This window comes from Myxococcus hansupus, assembly GCF_000280925.3.
Classification (GTDB): domain Bacteria; phylum Myxococcota; class Myxococcia; order Myxococcales; family Myxococcaceae; genus Myxococcus; species Myxococcus hansupus.
Genome location: NZ_CP012109.1, coordinates 1,330,816 through 1,347,812, shown reverse-complemented (window position 1 = coordinate 1,347,812; position 16,997 = coordinate 1,330,816). Strand labels below are relative to the sequence as shown.

Sequence of the window (16,997 nt, the reverse complement as noted above, 5' to 3'; positions counted from 1 at the left end):
GGGCTCGCCGGACCTCGGGGGGTGCAACTACAGGTAGCCGACCTTGCGCGCCTTGGACGCGCCAGCCGCTGGAATCGGAGTCGTGGTGGGTGCCGCGGCCCCCGCGGGTGCGGGCGCGCTGCTGGCCTTGGCCCCGTTGGTGGAAGGCATCGGGACCAGATCCTCCACCGGCGCCACCGTCGCGGCAAGCCGGGACACGTGCCCGCTCACGTCGCGGTACTTCGCGTCCATCGCCGCCACCCGCTGGTAGTGGAAGAGCGCCTTGCCCTCGTCGCCCTGCGCCTCGTAGGCCGCCGCCAGCTCGAAGCCCAACGCCTTCGCCGCCTCACCCGTCGCATTCGGGTTGCCCAGGCCCTCGCGGAAGGCCTCCACGGCCGCGACCGCGTCACCGCGCAGCAACTGGAGCATGCCCATCATGGTGATGCAGTCGAGCTCGCGCTTCGTCCCCACGCTGCCCTGCCGGGCCACGTCGAACTCGTGGAGCGCGTCGTCCAGCAGCCCCATCTCCTTGTAGGCGATGCCCAGGTCGTAGTGCGTGTCCACGTCCTCGGGCTTCACGACCTTGGCCAGGCTCTTCTTGAACTCGGAAAAGACCTCCTCCACCGAGTACTGGAAGTCCTCCTCCGCGGGCAGCGGCGTGGCCCCGGCGTCGTCGCCGAAGTTGTCGATTTCGCCCGCGAGCTCCGCCGCCAGGTCGAACGCGTCGCGCTCGCCCGTCGTCGCTTCCGCGGGCTCGTCGTCCAAGGCGTCCGTGACAGGCTGCACGGACGGGATGTGCGCCGGCTCGGAGGGCCCGGCCTCGGCGGCCCCACCGGCTTCCGCCGCCTCAAGCCGCTCCATCAGCTCGGATGCGCGCGCGTGCCCCGGGAAGGCAATCATCACCGTCTCGAGGATTTCGCGCGCCTCCTCGAACAGGCCCTGGTCGAGGAAGAACGAGGCCTCGTCGCACTCCTCGGCCGCGGGCTCCTCCTCGTCGGGTGCGCTCTCGGCTTCGGCTTCGGCCTCGGCTTCAGCGACGGGCGCGGCTTCGGCCTCGGGAGCGGGCTCGTCGTAGGAGACAGGCTCCTCGTACGAAAGCGGCTCTTCGTAGGCGACGGGCTCCTCGTACGAAACCGGCTCGGGCTCCTCGTCCGCGACCAGGTCCGCCGCCTCCTCCACGGCGGGCTCTTCGACGACAGGCTCGTCGTCGACGACGATGGCGTGCGAGGCGGTCGGCTCCTCGAACTCCAACGGGTCGCCCAGCGCGGGCCCACCGAACGGGTCCTCGTCCAGGTCCGCGGCGGTCAGCGGCGCGGCGCCCACGCGCGTGGGGACATCCTCCATGCCCAACGGAGGCGGCGCCTCGTCGTCGAACGTGGGGAGCTGAAGCGTGTCCGGAGAGGCCTCGTCGAGCAGCGCCTGCGAGGGCGCGTGCATCTGCGTGGGCTGCGGCTCGTCCTCGTCACCGAGCGACAGGCCTTCCATGGACGTGGCCGTGCCGTCGTCCACCAGCGACTCGTCATCGAGCGAGTAAGCCGTGGCGCCGGCCAGGTCCTCGTCGCCGGAAGCCACCAGCGGCTCATCGTCGGTGAAGCCCAGGCCGGGCTCGTCCGACAAGCCCAGGCCGGAGTCATCCGTCACCAGCGTCTCGTCCACCGACGCGGCGGCCAGGTCCTCCGGCTCGGTGGAGCCGTACACCTCGAACTCACCCGAGGTGATGGCCTCGCCGACGAGCGCCTCCTCGCTGATGACGGTGGAGTCGCTGTCCTCCTCGATGACCTCGTCCGAGTCGCTCGAGGGCAACGTTGCCAGCGCCAGCTCGTCACCGGGCGGGTGCAGGAGCGCGTCTTCCGGCGGCGGCGCGACGAGAATCTCGTCGTCGCTGGAGTCCACCAGGATGGCGTCCTCGCCCACCGACTCCACCATCGACACCGGCGACGGCGCGGCGACCACGGGCCCCTCCGTGCGCAGCACGGACAGGAACGCCGGTACCTCGGGATGGGCGGGATTCTCCTGGAGGATGGTGGCCAGGTACGGCTGCGCGCGCTGGACCTCCGCCGAGCGCGTGCACAGGCGCAGCACGTTCAGGAGCTGCTCGGACGCCTGCGCCATGTTCCCGGACGCGACGTAGATTTGATACGCCTTCTCGTGGGCGTCGAGGTTCTCCGGGTCGACGGAGAACACCTTGCGCAGGTGCTCCAGCGCTTTGTCGTGGAGCCCGTATTTGACGTAGACGTCCGTCTCCGTGAGCAGCTTGGAGAGCTGCTCGCGCCCCATCCCCGCGGGAGGAGGCGGTGCCACGGGGGCCGGCGCGGGCGCGGCGGCGGCGGGCTGCGGAGCCGCCGGGCGCGGCGCGGGCTGAGGGGCCGCGGTGGGCTGAGGCGCGGCGGGAGCGGGAGCCGGCTCGGGCGCGCGACGCGCGAGCAGATCCGGGTCCTGCGGGTCCAGCACTTCAATCTGCGTCCAGACGGCTTCCGACTCCGTGAGCCGGCCGCGCTCCTGATGAATCTTGGCCAGCTCCTTGTAGACGGAGACCGTCTTCGACGTCTGCCCCAGGCCCTGGAACGCCTGCGCGAGCAGCGTGAGCGTCTCGACGTCGCGACCGTCCGCCTTGAAGCAGACCTGCAACTTCGCCAGCGCGCGCTTCTGGTCGCCGCGCTGCAAGTACGACGTCGCCAGCTCCTTCGAGAGCGGCAGGTTGTCCGGTTCGAGCGCGGACAGGCGCTCCGCCACGCGGAGCCAGTCGTCGGCGCGGCTGTTGCGCTTGAGGTACTCGGCGGCGCGCTTGAACTCCTGCGCCGCTTCGCGCGTCATGTTCTCGCGCGCGTACAGCTCCGCCAGCTTGATCTTCGACGCCACGTTCTCCGGGTCGAGATCCACCATCTTCTTCAAGGTATCGAGCGACGACTTGGTGTCGCCCGCCTTGTCGTAGTGGTTGGCGACGATCTGGAAGTACGCCATCGCCTCGGACATCAGTCCGAGCTGCTGGTGAAGCTCCGCCAGCTTGAGGTTCACCTCAAGCAGGTTCGGATTGAGCTTGAGGACCTGCTTGTAGAGCGCGACGGCCTTCAGGAAGAAGCCGTCGGACGAGTAGCTCTCCGCGACCTTGGTGAAGAAGTGGGCCGCCTGAGGGTTGTCGTTCTTCTTCTGGTACAGCTCCCCCATCTTCTGGAGGACCCGGATGTCCTTCGGGTCGACCTCCAGGACCTTCTGGTACTCCTTGATGGCTTTGTCGTAGGCGCCCTTCGCGACGAGCTTCGCGGCGGCTTCGATGATCTTGTTCTTGTCCATCGAGCGGTGGGCTTCCAGCAGGCCGAAACCCCTTGAACTTCGCGGGTTTCCATCCTCAGCAAGGGGGAGTGTCGGAGGCTAACGGAAAGCTCCGACGCGGGTCAAGAAACGGCCCGGCTCCCCCCGGGGCCGGATCACCTGCTCGCGTGGCGGCCCGACAAGCGGGAATCCACACCAGGTGTATGGGCGCTACGGCGTCTCTTCGACGGCCTTCTTCAAACGACGCGAGCCTGTCTCGCTCGCCAACAACCGCTCCACGAACCGGGTGTCGTAGTTGCCCTCTTGGAAGGACTCCTCCGCGAGTGCGGCCCGGTGGAAGGGGATGTTCGTGCGGATGCCTTCCACGACGTACTCGCCCAGGGCGCGCTGCATGCGGCGGATGGCCGTGGCCCGGTCCTCCGCGTGCACGATGAGCTTCGACAGGAGGCTGTCGTAGTACGGCAGCACCGTGTAGTTCTCGTAGGCCCCCGAGTCCACGCGCACCCCGTAACCACCCGGCACGCTGTAGCCGGTAATCTTCCCCGGCCAGGGCGCGAAGGTGATGGGGTCCTCGGCGTTCACCCGGCACTCGATGGCGTGGCCGCGAATCTGGACGTCCTCCTGCTTGATGCGCAGGGGTTCTCCGTAGGCCAGGCGAATCTGCTCGCTCACCAGGTCCACGCCCGTGACGAGCTCCGTCACCGGGTGCTCCACCTGGATGCGCGTGTTCATCTCCATGAAGTAGAACTCGCCGCGCTCGTCGAGCAGGTACTCGATGGTGCCCACGTTGTTGTACGCGAGCTTGCGCATGGCGTTGACGGACACCTCGCCCATGCGCTTGCGCAGCTCCGGCGTGAGCGCCGGCGACGGGCTCTCTTCAATGAGCTTCTGGTGCCGGCGCTGCACCGAGCACTCACGCTCGTTGAGGTGCACGATGTTGCCGTGCTCGTCCGCGACAATCTGGATTTCGATGTGGCGCGGCTTCTCGACGTAGCGCTCGATGTAGAGGTCGCCGTTGGAGAACGACGCCACCGCCTCCGCCTGCGCCGTGGCGAAGGCCTGCGCCAGCGCGCCCGGCTCGCGGACGATCTTCATGCCCTTGCCGCCGCCACCCGCGGCCGCCTTGAGGATGACGGGGAAGCCAATCTCGCGGGCGAAGGCCTCCGCCTCGCGCGGGTTGTTCACGGTGCCGGGGCTGCCGGGCAGGAGCGGGAGCCCGGCCTCGCGCGCGGCCTGACGGGCGCGCACCTTGTTGCCCATCATCCGGAGCATCTCCGGCCGGGGACCAATGAAGCGAATCTTGCAGTTCTCGCAGACCTCCGCGAACTCGGCGTTCTCCGACAGGAAGCCGTAGCCCGGGTGGATGGCGTCCGCGCGGGTGATTTCCGCGGCGGACAGCAACTGCGGGACGTTGAGGTAGCTCTCCTTGGACGCCGGCGGGCCGATGCACACCGCCTCGTCTGCGAAGCGGACATGGAGCGCGTTGGCGTCCGCCGTGGAGTGCACCGCGACCGTGGCGATGCCCAACTCCCGGCAGGCGCGGATGACCCGCAGGGCAATCTCCCCGCGGTTGGCGATCAGCACCTTCTTGAACACGTGGGTGTCTCCGTCAGGGCCGTCTTGAGGAGCGGCGCGCCCGCGAAACACGGGCGGCGCGCGAGCCTCATTCTCAGGCCACTTCGATGCGGAACAGCGCCTGCCCGAACTCCACCGGGCGGCCGTTCTCCACGAGGATCTCCGCCACGCGGCCGGAGACCTCGGACTCGATCTCGTTCATCAGCTTCATCGCTTCGATGATGCAGAGCACCTGGCCCTTCTTCACCAGGGAGCCCACATCCACGAAGGCCGGCTGGTCCGGCGCCGGGGTCCGGTAGAACGTCCCCACGAAGGGGCTGGTCACCGGGTGGCCGGGCTTCTCGGCCGGCTTCTCAGCGGCGGGAGCCGGGGCCGCGGGAGCCGCGACGGGCGCGGGAGCAGCAGCGCGCGGCGCGGGAGCCGGGGCGGCGTACTCCACCCCGGCGCTGGCGGCGACAGGCGGCGGCGCGGCATGGTGGACGATGGTCGTCTCGGGGCCCTGGCCGCGGCGGATGAAGAGCTTCTCTTCACCGCGCTTCCAGACCAGCCTCGTCACGTCCGAGGACTCGAGAATCTCCACGATCTGCCGCAGGGCATCCACGTCCAGCGACGTGCCACCCGTGTCGGCGGCGGCGCGCGGAGCGGCCTCCGTCCGTGCGGGCGTCTGCGCTCGGGTTGTCTTGCGCTTCGTTGCCATAACTCGAGTCCCCTTCCCTCCAGTGTCGCGACCGCTACGAACCTAGCCCCGGGTGGCCACGCGCGTGAGGTACTTACCGTCACGCGTGTCGATCTTCAGCACGTCGCCCTCTTCGATGAAGAGCGGGACGTTGACGGAGTAGCCGGTCTCCAGGACGGCGGGCTTCAGCGCGCCAGAGACGGTGTCGCCGCGGATGCCCGGGTCACACTGGGTGACCTTGAGGTCCACGGAGTTCGGCAGCGTCACGCCAATGGCCTTGCCATTGTAGAAGAGGACACTGACGTTGATGTTCTCCTTCAGGAAGTTCTTCGCCTCTCCGAGCACCTTCTCACCGAGGAAGGTCTGCTCGTAGTTGCGGGTGTCCATGAAGTAGAACTCCTCGCCCTGGACATACAGGTACTGCATGTCCTTCTCCTCGATGTCGGGCTTGCCCACCTTCTCACCGGACTTCAGCGTGGGCTGCAGCACGCGACCGGTGATCAGGCTGCGGATCGTGGTGCGCACGAACGCGGAACCCTTGCCGGGCTTGACGTGCTGGAAATCGGCGATTTCGAAAGGCTCACCGTCGATTTCGATCTTCAGACCCTTGCGGAACTCGGACGTATCGATAACACCGGCCATGGGGACCGACTCCTTACAGACTCGCAGCTGCGAAAGCTTGAAAAGTCCGGGGTGTCTAGCCCATGCCCCCTTCGATGGGAAGGGGAAAGCAGCGCCTGAAGCGTCGGCTGGATGACTGCTTGTCAGGGGGCGCGGCTAGAGTTCGGCGCGCACCTTGGGTGCCGTGACGCGCAGAACATAACGGCCCTTGCCGTAGTTGCCGTCGGCGTGCATCGCGAGCACCAGGAAGTACTCGGGCGACACCAGCCGCATGATGGTCAGCACCTTCTCACTGTTCACGCTGACCTCGCTCACGGTCCCCGTCTTGAGGGTCTCCGCGGCGTTCCGGAGCTGCGTGAGGAGGTTGGCGTACTCGACCCACGCGACGTTGAGGTCCAGCTCCGCGCTCTCGTCCTTCTGGAAGGTGTCGACGGAGATGCCATCAAAGCCCATCACGCTGCACGCGAGGGCTCCATCGACCTGGTTGACCACCGACTCGAGGTGCGTGCGAAAGGACATGGGCAGAGGCTCTTAGAAAAGCGGCCGGGGCCCGGTCAAGGGCCCCGGCGGGGTGAGGCTACGCGTCGTCAGGATCCGTGCACGAGGGCGCGTAACTGTCCTGACCACCCGGACCGCCGCAGGGTCCGGTGGACAGCAGGGTCGTTCCCGTCGGACAGGTGAAGCCGGACCGGAAGAACTGGATGGGGTAGGAGATCTCGTTGGACTCCGTCTTGCCACCGCTGACGAACTTGCCAAGCAGCTTCATCCGCACGAGGACCGTCACCGAATCCCCAGTGCCCAGGTAGCTGAGGAGTGCCTCACGAGCGTTGCCGCCCAGGAGATCCACGATGAGCGAGCTGTTGGTTGTCACGTTCCCAGGCAACACGATGTGGCTCTGGTAGACATCGCTCGTCAGGCTGGGCCCAGTCCCAACCACCTCGTAGTTCAGCTCGATGTCCGTGATGTAGATGGCGCTCTGATCACCACCCGTGATTGGGTTGCCGCCTGCAACAACCTCTTCTGAGGTCAAGGTGTTTCGAACAGCGAGCCCCACGAGGTATCGGCTCGAAGTCGACAGATCGAGCGAACCACCAGGACTGGCGGGCCCCGAGGCGTTCACGGTGCATTGAGCCGTTGGGACGAACGCGTTGGACACCTGCAGGCTTGGGACGTTGTCGACACACCCTGTCAAGGCCAACCCCAGGGCCACCGCGAGATACATGTTTTTCATAGGCGAACGCTCTCCAGCGTAAGGATGCGAAAGACCCCTACAGCGTCTGCGCGATGGTCTGCCGGTTGAGGATGCGGGGAGTAATGAAGATGAGCAGCTCCTGCCGCGCATCGCTTTCGACGTTGTTCTTGAACAGGAAGCCCAGCACCGGGATCCGCGACAGGAACGGCACCGAGTTGGTCTGGGTGGCTCCCCGGCGAACGTAGATGCCACCAATCACCGTCGTGTCCCCATCCTTCACGAGGACCTGGGTGTTGGCCTCCTTGCGCTGAATGGAAGGCTGCCCGTTGGCGCCCGTGCTGGAGGGATCCGGCTGGTTGTTGGCGGCGTTGATGGACATCAAGACGCTGCCATCCTGCGTGATGTGCGGCGTCACCTCGAGGGACAGACGCGCTTCAACGAAGGTGGTGTTCACGCCTTGAGCCGACGTCTGGCTGAAGGGAATGGAAACGCCCTGGCTGATGCGTGCCGTGTTGTTGTCCAGCGTCGTCACCTTCGGCGCGGAAATGGTCTTGACCGTGCCCTCGTTCTCCGCAGCCGACAGTCGCAGATTGAGCTGAAGCGCTCCGCCTGCGGACCCGAACGTGAACCCCATGGCACCACCGATACCTTGCCCAACGCCGACCGGCAGGTTCACAGCGAAGTTAGGAGTACCCGAGACACCAACGCCGGGGCCCGGCACACCACCCGTGACCGCGAAGTTGTTGGGGAAGATCAAACCCGTCGCATTACCCGTGGACGGGCCCGCCCGAGCCTGCCCACCCCACTGAACGCCCAGAGAGCGGCTGAACGTCGTATTCGCCTCGACGATACGGCTCTCGATCAACACCTGCGGCGTCTGGGTATCCAGGCTCCGCACCAACGAGCGCGCTCGCTCCGTGTTGGAGCGAACATCCTTGATGATGAGGACGTTGGTGCGCTGGTCCACCGTCACCGACCCACGCTCGCTCAGCACGTCCTTCACCCGTGCTGCCATTTCGGCTGCGACGGCGTAGTTCACCGGCACGAGGTTGACCATCAGGTCTTCCTGCTGCTGGAGCGACTTCTTCCGCTCCTGGCGCAGCCGAGCCTCTTCCTCAAGCGTCTTCAGAGGAGCAATCCGGATGATGTTGCCGAACTCCTCCTTGCCCAACGCCTTCGTGCGAAGCACCAGGTCCAGGGCTTGGTCCCAGGGAACATTGCGCAGCCGGATGGTCACCTTGCCGCCGACATCATCCGCGACCACGATGTTCTTCTTGGAGATCTCCGCGATGACGCGAAGCAGGTTCTGGATATCGATGTCCTTGAACTCGAAGGACACCCGCTTGCCACGGTACCGGGCCTGCTGCGGAGCACCTTCCGCGGCATAGGCGGGGGCCTCGGTGGTGAATCCCGCCGTACGAGCCGCGACAGCCACCGACTCCGTCTTCACGCCCTTCACCGCGAGATGCCAGGACAACGTGCCGGCCTTCTGAGACAGCTTCTCCTCGATGGCGCCATCCGCGGCCACCACCAGGCGCACCTTGCGCCCCTCGCCCGGCACGCTAAAGGCGCTGATCATCTTCACCGGCGTTTCCAAGGCGCTGGTGTCGAGGCTCCGCTCCAGGTTCTTGGGCAGACGCACATCGTCCAACGTGAGGACCGCGCTCCGTGGATCCGGCCGGTCGACCTTCCATGAGGCCGCGCCCGTGAGCTTCATCACCAGGCGCCCGCCGTCCTCGCTCTCTTCGAACCGGATGTCCTTCACCTCGACGGTGGAGGCAGGGTCCTCCTTGACTTGCGCGGGACGCAGCGGCTCGTTCTCGGCGACAACCGCCACGGTGGCCTTGGGCTCAGCGGCGGGAGGCGCCTTGCGCGCGACCGCGCCGGCCAGGACCACTTCCAAGCCATCGCGGGAGCGATCCACACGATACGCGGGCATCTGACCACGAACGTCGAGGACCAACCGGACCTTGTCGGAATGCGCACCCACGCGAATTTCTCGCAGGGCTCCGGAGTTCACCCGAGGCGCACGCGCCGCCAGGCCGACCCCAAACAAATCCACGGCGAGGCGCGGGGGATCCGCGAGTTCCAACACCTCATAGCGCGCGATATCGCCATCGGCCCGAATGCGCAGCGTGTCCCCAGCGAACGACATGCCCGTGATTCGCTGGGCAGGATTCGCGACTTCGCGCTCGTCCGCTTCCGCGGCGACCACGTTCTCAGGGAGTGCCGCCTTCGGGGCCGCCTCGGGCTCGGCCTTCTTCGGCGCTTCCCGTACCGGCGCCGCAGAGGCAACCGCCTGGGCCGTCGGAGGTACCGCGCTCGCGCCGCCAACGGCGTCCCGCGTCGTTGACGCGGTCACCGAGGGAGCCGCTTGCGCCGCGACCCCATCGACGGAGATGACCACGCGGTTTCCATCCGCGCGGACATCGTATTGGGAGGCCTTGTCCAGCGCCAGCAGCACTCGACCCACGCTTGCGCGTTCGTCGGAGAACTGCGACGCCACGACCCCCGAAACGGGTCCGGAACCGTCGTGGTGCCCTTTGATCCCCGTCGCGTCGGCCGACGAGAGGTCGACCACCAGTCGCTCCGGTCCGCTCAGACGAAACACGGTAAAAGTGGGTGGCCGGGTTCCGGTCACCACCACCTGAGCGCCTGAACCTGTGCGGGAGACATTCAGTCCCCGCAGCGTGTTCAGCTCGGCGGCTTCCACTCTGGCACCCATCAAAGCGACCGCCCACGCGGCCGCCAACATCCACTTGCCCCTCGTCACAGCGCTCTCCTCGAGCATGCGTCCCCTCAACAAGTTGGAAGCGGGCCACCGCCCGCGGGAGCGCCTCAGAGGGCGCTACTCCCCGTAGTTCTTGCCCGTCATCATGTTGTAGGCGGGGTCCTGCTTTGCATCGGGCTTCAGTTGCAGCATCACCGGGTTCTTGATGATTTCGCCATTGCCCGAAAACACCTCGGTCACCGTGACGGAATCACGAAGGATCTGCGTCACCTTGCCGCCCTGACGCCCCATTCGGGTGTTCCGGCGAACAATGTGCCCCCGGCCCGCCGGGTCCTCGACCATCGCCATGGGGTTGGCATCTCCCGTGACGACAGCCACCAGCTTCAACTGGCCCAGGTCGAACGCGCACAACGGCTCGTTGCACGCGGCCACCTGGTTCGACGTCACGGGCCCCAACTCTTCCAACGGGCTGCGGAACGGATCCCGTTTACCCACCGGGTTATACAGGTAAACGTACGCAGGCACCTGCGGAGCTTCTGCTGGAGCGGCCTCTTTCGGAGCCGCCGGCTTCGCGGCTGCCGCCGCCGGCTTCGCGGCAACGGGAGGCGGCATGGGCGTGTCGCCGCAAGCCGTCATCGCCAGCGCAAGCACGGCAGTGGTCATGGTGGCCTTGAACGTCTTCATCCTCAATCCCCTTGTCGCCCTACTTCTTGGGCGGATCAAGTTTCTATTTCTTCGAGTTCGCCGTCTTCGAGCCCGCAGCACTCTTCTGCTCGACGAACCGGAACGTCGTCGCCTGGAAGCTGCTCTTGAGAACGAGCTTCTCGTTCTTGAGTGCGGCTCCATCCAGCTTGATGTTGTTGACGTTGACGATGCGGCGCATGCTCGCCATCTCCTGCAGGAAGATGGCGATCTCGTGATAGTTGCCGCTCACCGTCATCTTGATGGGGATGCGCGCGAAGAACTCCCCACCGCTGACGGACTCCTTGCCAGGCGTCACGCTGGAGATTTCCAGTCCAGTCTTCTTCCCGATGTCGTTGATCTGCGCGAGCAGCTCCTCGATGTCTCGCTTCTCGGGAAGCTCGGTCAGAGCCTCTGCGAGCTTCTGCTCGAGCACGTCCATCTCGCGGCGCCGCTCATTGAGGTTCTGGGCGATCTCGCTCTTCTCCGCGAGCTCCAGGTCCAGCTTCCGACGCAGGGACATCTGCTGCTTGATGCCGTCCTCCGCCGGTTGAATGAGCATGAAGTAGTTGCCGACCGTCAGCAGCACCACCACGAAGGCCAGTCCTCCGAACTTCGTGGCCGGAGGCGCCTTGACGAACTGATCCAGATATTTGTCCATGGCGTTGGGCCTTCTTCAGATGGAGTAGTTGGCGGACAGGGTGATCTTGAACTCGACCAACGGGACCGAGGCCGCTTGCGCGTCCACCTTCTGCGTCGCGCTGGTCAGGTCAATGCTCGTGAAGAAGGGCGTCACCTGGGTGGCCGGGAACTCCTCGATGGTCGCGTCCGTGGTCAGCAACTCCACGCGCGACGTCTGAGTCTCTCGGCGCTGATCCACCAGACGTCCCATGCCCTTGGGGGTCCACACCACCCCGTTGAGCCCGCGCATGAACTCCGCGACCTCGTCGTGGCTCACCGCCGAGCCATCAATGGACACCGCGTTGTTGGCTTCGGTGAAGGTCCTCACCCAGACCTTCTTGGGCGTGGCGGAAGCGAGCGCGTCCAGCATGCGCACCGGGCCGTTGCGCCCTTTGCGCAAGGAGTCCAACACGGCCAGCTTCTTCTCCACCTCGGCCTTGCGGGTGTTGATGTTCGTGACCTCGCCGATGATCTTCTCCAGCTCGGCGATCTTCGTGCGGGTCGTGGCCACGGCGCGTTGCTGAGCCTTCAGCTCGCCGTCCCGGTCGGCATACCAGAAGTAATTGCCCACGCCGGCGCCCAGCAGGACCATCGCGAAGAGGACCAGCACCTGCCGGCCCATTTCCCGCTTCTTCACCGCCCGGACGGGCAGCAGGTTGATGCGAATCATCATGTGCGTCGTCTCCAGAGGGTGGACGGATCAGGCCAGCTTGTCGCCCGGGCGCCGCAGCGCCAGTCCCACGGCCACCGCGGCCATGGGCGCCACGTCCATGATGAACGCGGGGTCGAACTTGCGGTTGTCCACTTCGATCTTGCGGAAGGGGTTGAGAATCTCCACCGGCACGCCCGTGCGGGCCTCGATGGTCTTGAACAGCGCGGGAATCTTCGCGGTGCCACCCGACAGGTAGACCTTGCTGAAGTTCGAGTCAGCGGCGGTGCCCGCGTAGAAGTCGAGGGAGCGCTGGATTTCGCCCGCCACCTGCTCGGCCACGCTGGAGAGCACCCGCTCCACGTCCTGCGGCACCACGGCATCCGCGTCCGAGCCGTTGCCACCAATCTTCAGGGCCTCGGCCTCCTCGTAGGAGACGTTGAGCTGCTTCTGAATCTCCTCGGTGAACTGGTTGCCACCGATGGTGACGTCACGGGTGAACACCGTCGCGCCGTTGGAGATGATGTTGATGTTCACCACCGAGGCGCCGGCGTTGATGAGGACCACCGTCTCGCGCTCGGGCACGTCGTAGTTGACGGAGAACATGTTCTGGACGGCGAAGGCGTCCACGTCCACGACCACCGGTGCAAGCCCCGCCTCGGAGACCACCGTGGTGTAGTCGTTGATCATGTCCTTCTTGGCGGCGACCAGCAGCACGTCCATCTGGCCGGTGGCATCGTTGCCGCCGCCGTCGAGAATCTGCGTGTCGATGTTCACGTCCTTCACATCGAACGGGATGTACTGCTCCGCCTCCCACTGGATGCTCTCCTCGAGCTCGTCCTGGGACATGCGGGGCATCTGAATCTTCTTGATGATGACCGAGTGGCCGGACACGCCGATGGCGACGTCCTTGCCCTTCACCTTCAGCTCGGACATCAGGTCCTGCACGGCCTGGACGATGGCCGTGGAATTCATCAGCGCCCCATCAACGATGGCCTCCGGAGGGAGCGGCTTCATTCCGAAGCTGTGCAGCGCGAAGCCGACCTCGCCTCGCTTGCGCTGCTCCTTGAGGAGAATCATCTTGATGGACGTCGATCCGATATCCAGGCCGAGTACCAGTTTGCCCTTCGCCATGCGTGACTCCGTCGAGAGGCAGCCAGCGTAGCACTGGCCGTCAACCCCTCCTAAAAAGTGCCTGGAGCCCGCCTGCCCTCCTGACGGACGGGAGCCTCGCACCACCAACACCGCGCCGGGCCCCTCAACACCGCCGCTGAGGCCCGATTTTCCGGCCTCCGGCGCGTTCCGTCAAATCCGGCGGGAACACACCACCGTTTCCCTCAGCCCTGCTCCGCCTCGGCGTCCGGGTCGATGCCGAACTCCTTGATCTTGTAGAGGAGCGCCCTGTGGCTGATGTCCAGCAACTCCGCCGCCCGGGTGCGGTTCCCCTTCGTCTTTCGCAGGGCCGCCCGGATGTAGGACTCCTCCATCTCCCGGATGGCCCGCTTGAGCGACAGGTCCCCACCATCCTGTAGCGCCACTCGAGCCGGCCCTCCCACGGGTCCGGGTGGGCGCGCGGCCCACAGCCGATCGGGCAGGTTGGACGGGAGAATCTGCGGGCCATCCGCCAGCAGCACCGCCCGCTCCATCGCGTTCTCAAGCTCCCGCACGTTGCCAGGCCACGCGTAGGCAGTCAGGAGTGACTCCGCTTCCGGAGCGAGCCCCTGAATCGGCGGGTCGCGGTTGAGTTGCCGGTTGAAGCGGCTGATGAAGGTGCGGGCAAGGAGGGGGACGTCATCACTCCGCTCACGCAAGGGGGGCACCCGCAAATTCACCACATTGAGGCGATAGTAGAGGTCCTCCCGGAACTCACCCTTCTCCACCAATCGCCCAAGATCCCGCAAGGTGGCCGCGACCACGCGCACGTCCACCTTCTCGACCCGGTTCTCTCCCACCGGCCGAATCTCCCCCTCTTGAAGCACGCGCAGCAGCTTCACCTGGGCCGCGAGCGGCAACTCCCCCACTTCGTCCAGGAAGAGCGTGCCCCCGTCCGCTTCCGCGAAGAGCCCCCGCTTGGCGGTGCGCGCATCCGTGAATGCGCCCTTGGCGTGGCCGAACAGTTCGCTCTCGATGAGGCCCGAGGGGAAAGCGCCGCAATTGACGGCCACGAAGGGCATCGCGGCCCGAGGGCTGCGCGAATGGAGTTCGCGTGCGATGAGCTCCTTGCCGGTGCCACTCTCACCGCTGATGAGCACGGTGGTGTCCACCGGGGCCAGGCGTGACACCTGCCGGAGCACGGCCTGAAGCGAGGGACTGGACCCCAGGATGTGGCCTTCCGGCGCGGAAGGAAGGCTGGCCTCCTTCAGCCTGCGGTTCTCCCGGAGAAGTCGCTCGCGCTCCTCCGCCTTGCGGAGCACGAAGACGATTTCGTCCGGTTTGAAGGGCTTCTGGACGTAATCGAAGGCGCCACCGGCGACAGCCTCCAGGGCCTGCTCTTGTGAACCGTAGGCGCTCATCACGACCACGGTGAGCCCTGGATGCGCTGCCAGCGCCTCGCGCAAGACGACAAGGCCCTGCTTCTTCGGCATGCGGACGTCGCAGAGAAGGACGTCATAGTCCCGTGCGGCCAGCTCCCGCAGTGCCTCGTCCCCGTCCGACACCGCGCGCACGTCATAGCCGCGGTCGGTGAGCACCAGCGTGAGGATGTGGCGAATGGAGGGCTCGTCGTCGGCGACGAGAATCGTACGGAACAGGGGCATGACCGTTGGGGGGCATCTTCCCCCAGCGGAGGCGAAGCGGATAGCTCCCGACCACCTAAAGTGTCCCTCGTCTCATGTGGACGGCAGGTGGACGGTAAATCGAGCACCGCCCGTAGGAGGGTTCTCCGCTGTCAGTCGCCCCCCAATGACCTGGGCCAGGCGCTGGGACACCGCCAGCCCCAGCCCCGTTCCATCCCGCCCTTTCGTGGTGAAGAACGGCTCGAACAAGCGCGGCATGATATCGGAGGGAATGCCAGGCCCCGCGTCGTGGACCTGGACCTGGACCTCGCCCTCCACAGTCAGGACGGACACACGCACCTGCCCCTTGCCCTCCATGGCCTGGGCGGCGTTGAGCAACAGGTTGATGACGATTTGAGACAGTGGCCCCGCGTCTGCCCGCGCCACCACCCCAGGCTCGAGCTCCACGGTCACCGTCACATGGGCCAACTCTGGCGAGGCCCGCACCAGCCGGACGCACGTCTCCACCACCGCCCCCACCTCCACAGGCTCCAGCGCGGGCGTAGTGGGACGGCCCAGGTCCAGGAGCCCCCTGATGATACGGTCGATTCGCTGTACCTCGAACTCGGTGCGGTCCAGGTAGTCCTTGAGCTCGGGCGTGGTCGCCTTGCCCCGAGCCAGCGACAGGTATCCGAGGATGCCAGACAGGGGATTGCCCACCTCATGCGCCACACCCGCCGCCAACCTGCCGACCATGGCCAGCCGCTCTGAAGCCACCAGTTCCGTTTGGACGCGAGCCAGCCGAGCGTTGGCCTCACGAAGGGACGCCATCTGAGAGCGGGTGAGCCCCTGCTCCGCGCGAAGCGCCTCCGCCATGCGGCGCAACGCGCTCTGCATGCGGGTCAACAGCGGCCCCCCTTCCGTGGGCACCAACTGGGCGTCCAACTCCAGCCGGCCGAACTGCTCCACCACGGCCTCGGTACGGCGCAACGGTCGTCCCACCGTGAAGTCCAAGACGACGTAGGCCAGCACCGTGAGCGCCACCAGGTCCAACCCGAGCGCCAGGGGCAGCAACGCCCGCACCTTCGCGAGGGTCTCCGCTTCAGGGCTTGCCGCGGGCGCGAGCCGACGAACCACGTCCAGAAGCTGGATGAGCACGGGCTGAACCGACAGCCAGGTGAGCCCCGTCGATAGCGAGCCCAACAAGAACGCCACGCTGGCGATGCGCCACTTCACCCAGCGCCCAACAACAATGCCATGTTGGACGGCAGCACCGACCCCAACCAGGGACCGAGCAGCATGACCTCCAGGCCGGCCAGGGCAAGCCAGGGACCGAAGGGAATGTTGGTGGGCCCCGGCACCCACTCTTCTTCCTCGCCCTCCTCATCCAGAGGCGCGTCGGGGATGGGCTGAAACAACAAACACACCGGGAAGAGCAGCAGCCGCTTCCACAGCGGGAGCCCCGACCTGGTGAAGTCCCAGGTCATCGTGGGCTCGGGATCCACCGCGACATCCGTGGGTTCCGGCGTCTCCGAATCGCCGGGCGCATCACTCGCAGGGCCAGCACGCCCCGTCAGCGCCAGCATCAGGCTGCCAACGACCGCGCCTTGGAGCGAGGCGAGAAAGAGGATGCCGAGCAGCGCATGCCAGGAGAGAAACGCCCCGAGCATCGCGACGAGGTACTTGTCCCCTGCTCCGAGCGCCTCTTTCTTGAAGACCTTCCAGCCCACGTACTCCATCAGCCGAAACGCCAGGAAGCCTCCCGCCGCGCCAATCACCGCGGCCAGCAACGCATCTCCCCCGCGAGGTATCGCGAGCAACACGCCCGCGGCGATGCCCGGCAGCGTCAGCGAGAAGGGCAGAATCCAGTGGTCCAGGTCGATGAAGGTGAGCGGCACCAACAAGGTGACGAGCACCAGCGCGGGAACCAGCTCGTAGGTCCACCCGAAGCGGCGCAGGCACGCGAAGTAGAGCAACCCAGTGAGAACTTCCACCATCGGGTAGCGCGCGGAGATGGGCGTACCGCAACCGCTACACCGGGCACGGAGCGCCAACCACGACACGACGGGGATGTTCTCGTACCAGGCAATGACGTGCCCACACTTCGGGCAACGCGAGCGGGGACGAACGATGCTCAGTCCCTCAGGGACGCGAGCGATGACGACGTTGAGGAAACTACCCACCACCAAGCCTGTGACGAACAGCCAGGCAGCGAAGAAGCCTTCCAC

At 66.2% G+C, this 16,997-nt stretch carries 14 protein-coding genes; all 14 read right to left on the bottom strand.

Annotated elements, in window-relative coordinates:
* Positions 1–27 precede the first annotated feature (27 nt).
* Positions 28–3,270 (bottom strand): type IV pili formation protein SgmX, encoded by a 3,243-nt coding sequence (gene sgmX, locus A176_RS05555; RefSeq protein WP_002638911.1) that lies wholly within the window; start codon positions 3,268–3,270, stop codon positions 28–30.
* Between the two features lie 189 nt (positions 3,271–3,459).
* Positions 3,460–4,845 carry an acetyl-CoA carboxylase biotin carboxylase subunit gene (accC, locus tag A176_RS05550; RefSeq protein WP_002638910.1) on the bottom strand — a complete coding sequence of 462 codons (1,386 nt, stop codon included), beginning with the start codon at positions 4,843–4,845 and terminating at the stop codon, positions 3,460–3,462.
* A gap of 73 nt (positions 4,846–4,918) precedes the next feature.
* Complete coding sequence (gene accB, locus A176_RS05545; protein WP_002638909.1) at positions 4,919–5,521, bottom strand: acetyl-CoA carboxylase biotin carboxyl carrier protein; 603 nt, start codon at positions 5,519–5,521, stop codon at positions 4,919–4,921.
* A gap of 42 nt (positions 5,522–5,563) precedes the next feature.
* Positions 5,564–6,142: an elongation factor P gene (efp, locus tag A176_RS05540; RefSeq protein ID WP_002638908.1), complete on the bottom strand. Its 579-nt coding sequence runs from the start codon at positions 6,140–6,142 to the stop codon at positions 5,564–5,566.
* Between the two features lie 135 nt (positions 6,143–6,277).
* A complete protein-coding gene (locus A176_RS05535) occupies positions 6,278–6,640 on the bottom strand; it encodes a roadblock/LC7 domain-containing protein (RefSeq protein ID WP_002638907.1) in 363 nt (120 codons plus the stop codon).
* 58 nt (positions 6,641–6,698) lie between these two features.
* Positions 6,699–7,352, bottom strand: coding sequence for a hypothetical protein (locus A176_RS05530; protein ID WP_021781097.1), 654 nt, complete (start codon positions 7,350–7,352; stop codon positions 6,699–6,701).
* A gap of 37 nt (positions 7,353–7,389) precedes the next feature.
* Positions 7,390–10,104 (bottom strand): type IV pilus secretin PilQ, encoded by a 2,715-nt coding sequence (locus A176_RS05525; RefSeq protein WP_044889626.1) that lies wholly within the window; start codon positions 10,102–10,104, stop codon positions 7,390–7,392.
* A gap of 57 nt (positions 10,105–10,161) precedes the next feature.
* Positions 10,162–10,728: a pilus assembly protein PilP gene (locus tag A176_RS05520; protein ID WP_002638904.1), complete on the bottom strand. Its 567-nt coding sequence runs from the start codon at positions 10,726–10,728 to the stop codon at positions 10,162–10,164.
* Between the two features lie 43 nt (positions 10,729–10,771).
* On the bottom strand, positions 10,772–11,386 hold the full coding sequence (locus A176_RS05515) for a type IV pilus inner membrane component PilO (protein ID WP_002638903.1): 615 nt from the start codon (positions 11,384–11,386) through the stop codon (positions 10,772–10,774).
* A 15-nt stretch (positions 11,387–11,401) separates the two neighbouring features.
* On the bottom strand, positions 11,402–12,079 hold the full coding sequence (locus A176_RS05510) for a PilN domain-containing protein (RefSeq protein ID WP_002638902.1): 678 nt from the start codon (positions 12,077–12,079) through the stop codon (positions 11,402–11,404).
* 27 nt (positions 12,080–12,106) lie between these two features.
* Positions 12,107–13,189 (bottom strand): type IV pilus assembly protein PilM, encoded by a 1,083-nt coding sequence (pilM, locus tag A176_RS05505; RefSeq protein ID WP_002638901.1) that lies wholly within the window; start codon positions 13,187–13,189, stop codon positions 12,107–12,109.
* A gap of 203 nt (positions 13,190–13,392) precedes the next feature.
* Positions 13,393–14,811 (bottom strand): sigma-54-dependent transcriptional regulator, encoded by a 1,419-nt coding sequence (locus A176_RS05500; protein WP_002638900.1) that lies wholly within the window; start codon positions 14,809–14,811, stop codon positions 13,393–13,395.
* Between the two features lie 72 nt (positions 14,812–14,883).
* Positions 14,884–16,005: a sensor histidine kinase gene (locus tag A176_RS05495; RefSeq protein WP_002638899.1), complete on the bottom strand. Its 1,122-nt coding sequence runs from the start codon at positions 16,003–16,005 to the stop codon at positions 14,884–14,886.
* A complete protein-coding gene (locus A176_RS05490) occupies positions 16,002–16,997 on the bottom strand; it encodes a prepilin peptidase (RefSeq protein ID WP_002638898.1) in 996 nt (331 codons plus the stop codon). The genes A176_RS05495 and A176_RS05490 overlap by 4 nt, the downstream gene beginning before the upstream one ends.

What these genes read in the sequence shown, in the direction of transcription:
- pilM (WP_002638901.1), bottom strand. Translation starts at nt 13,189, where the DNA reads ATGGCGAAGGGCAAACTGGTACTCGGCCTGGATATCGGATCGACGTCC.
- A176_RS05525 (WP_044889626.1), bottom strand. Translation starts at nt 10,104, where the DNA reads ATGCTCGAGGAGAGCGCTGTGACGAGGGGCAAGTGGATGTTGGCGGCC.
- A176_RS05535 (WP_002638907.1), bottom strand. Translation starts at nt 6,640, where the DNA reads ATGTCCTTTCGCACGCACCTCGAGTCGGTGGTCAACCAGGTCGATGGA.
- efp (WP_002638908.1), bottom strand. Translation starts at nt 6,142, where the DNA reads ATGGCCGGTGTTATCGATACGTCCGAGTTCCGCAAGGGTCTGAAGATC.
- A176_RS05500 (WP_002638900.1), bottom strand. Translation starts at nt 14,811, where the DNA reads ATGCCCCTGTTCCGTACGATTCTCGTCGCCGACGACGAGCCCTCCATT.
- sgmX (WP_002638911.1), bottom strand. Translation starts at nt 3,270, where the DNA reads ATGGACAAGAACAAGATCATCGAAGCCGCCGCGAAGCTCGTCGCGAAG.
- accB (WP_002638909.1), bottom strand. Translation starts at nt 5,521, where the DNA reads ATGGCAACGAAGCGCAAGACAACCCGAGCGCAGACGCCCGCACGGACG.
- A176_RS05510 (WP_002638902.1), bottom strand. Translation starts at nt 12,079, where the DNA reads ATGATGATTCGCATCAACCTGCTGCCCGTCCGGGCGGTGAAGAAGCGG.
- A176_RS05515 (WP_002638903.1), bottom strand. Translation starts at nt 11,386, where the DNA reads ATGGACAAATATCTGGATCAGTTCGTCAAGGCGCCTCCGGCCACGAAG.
- A176_RS05530 (WP_021781097.1), bottom strand. Translation starts at nt 7,352, where the DNA reads ATGAAAAACATGTATCTCGCGGTGGCCCTGGGGTTGGCCTTGACAGGG.
- A176_RS05520 (WP_002638904.1), bottom strand. Translation starts at nt 10,728, where the DNA reads ATGAAGACGTTCAAGGCCACCATGACCACTGCCGTGCTTGCGCTGGCG.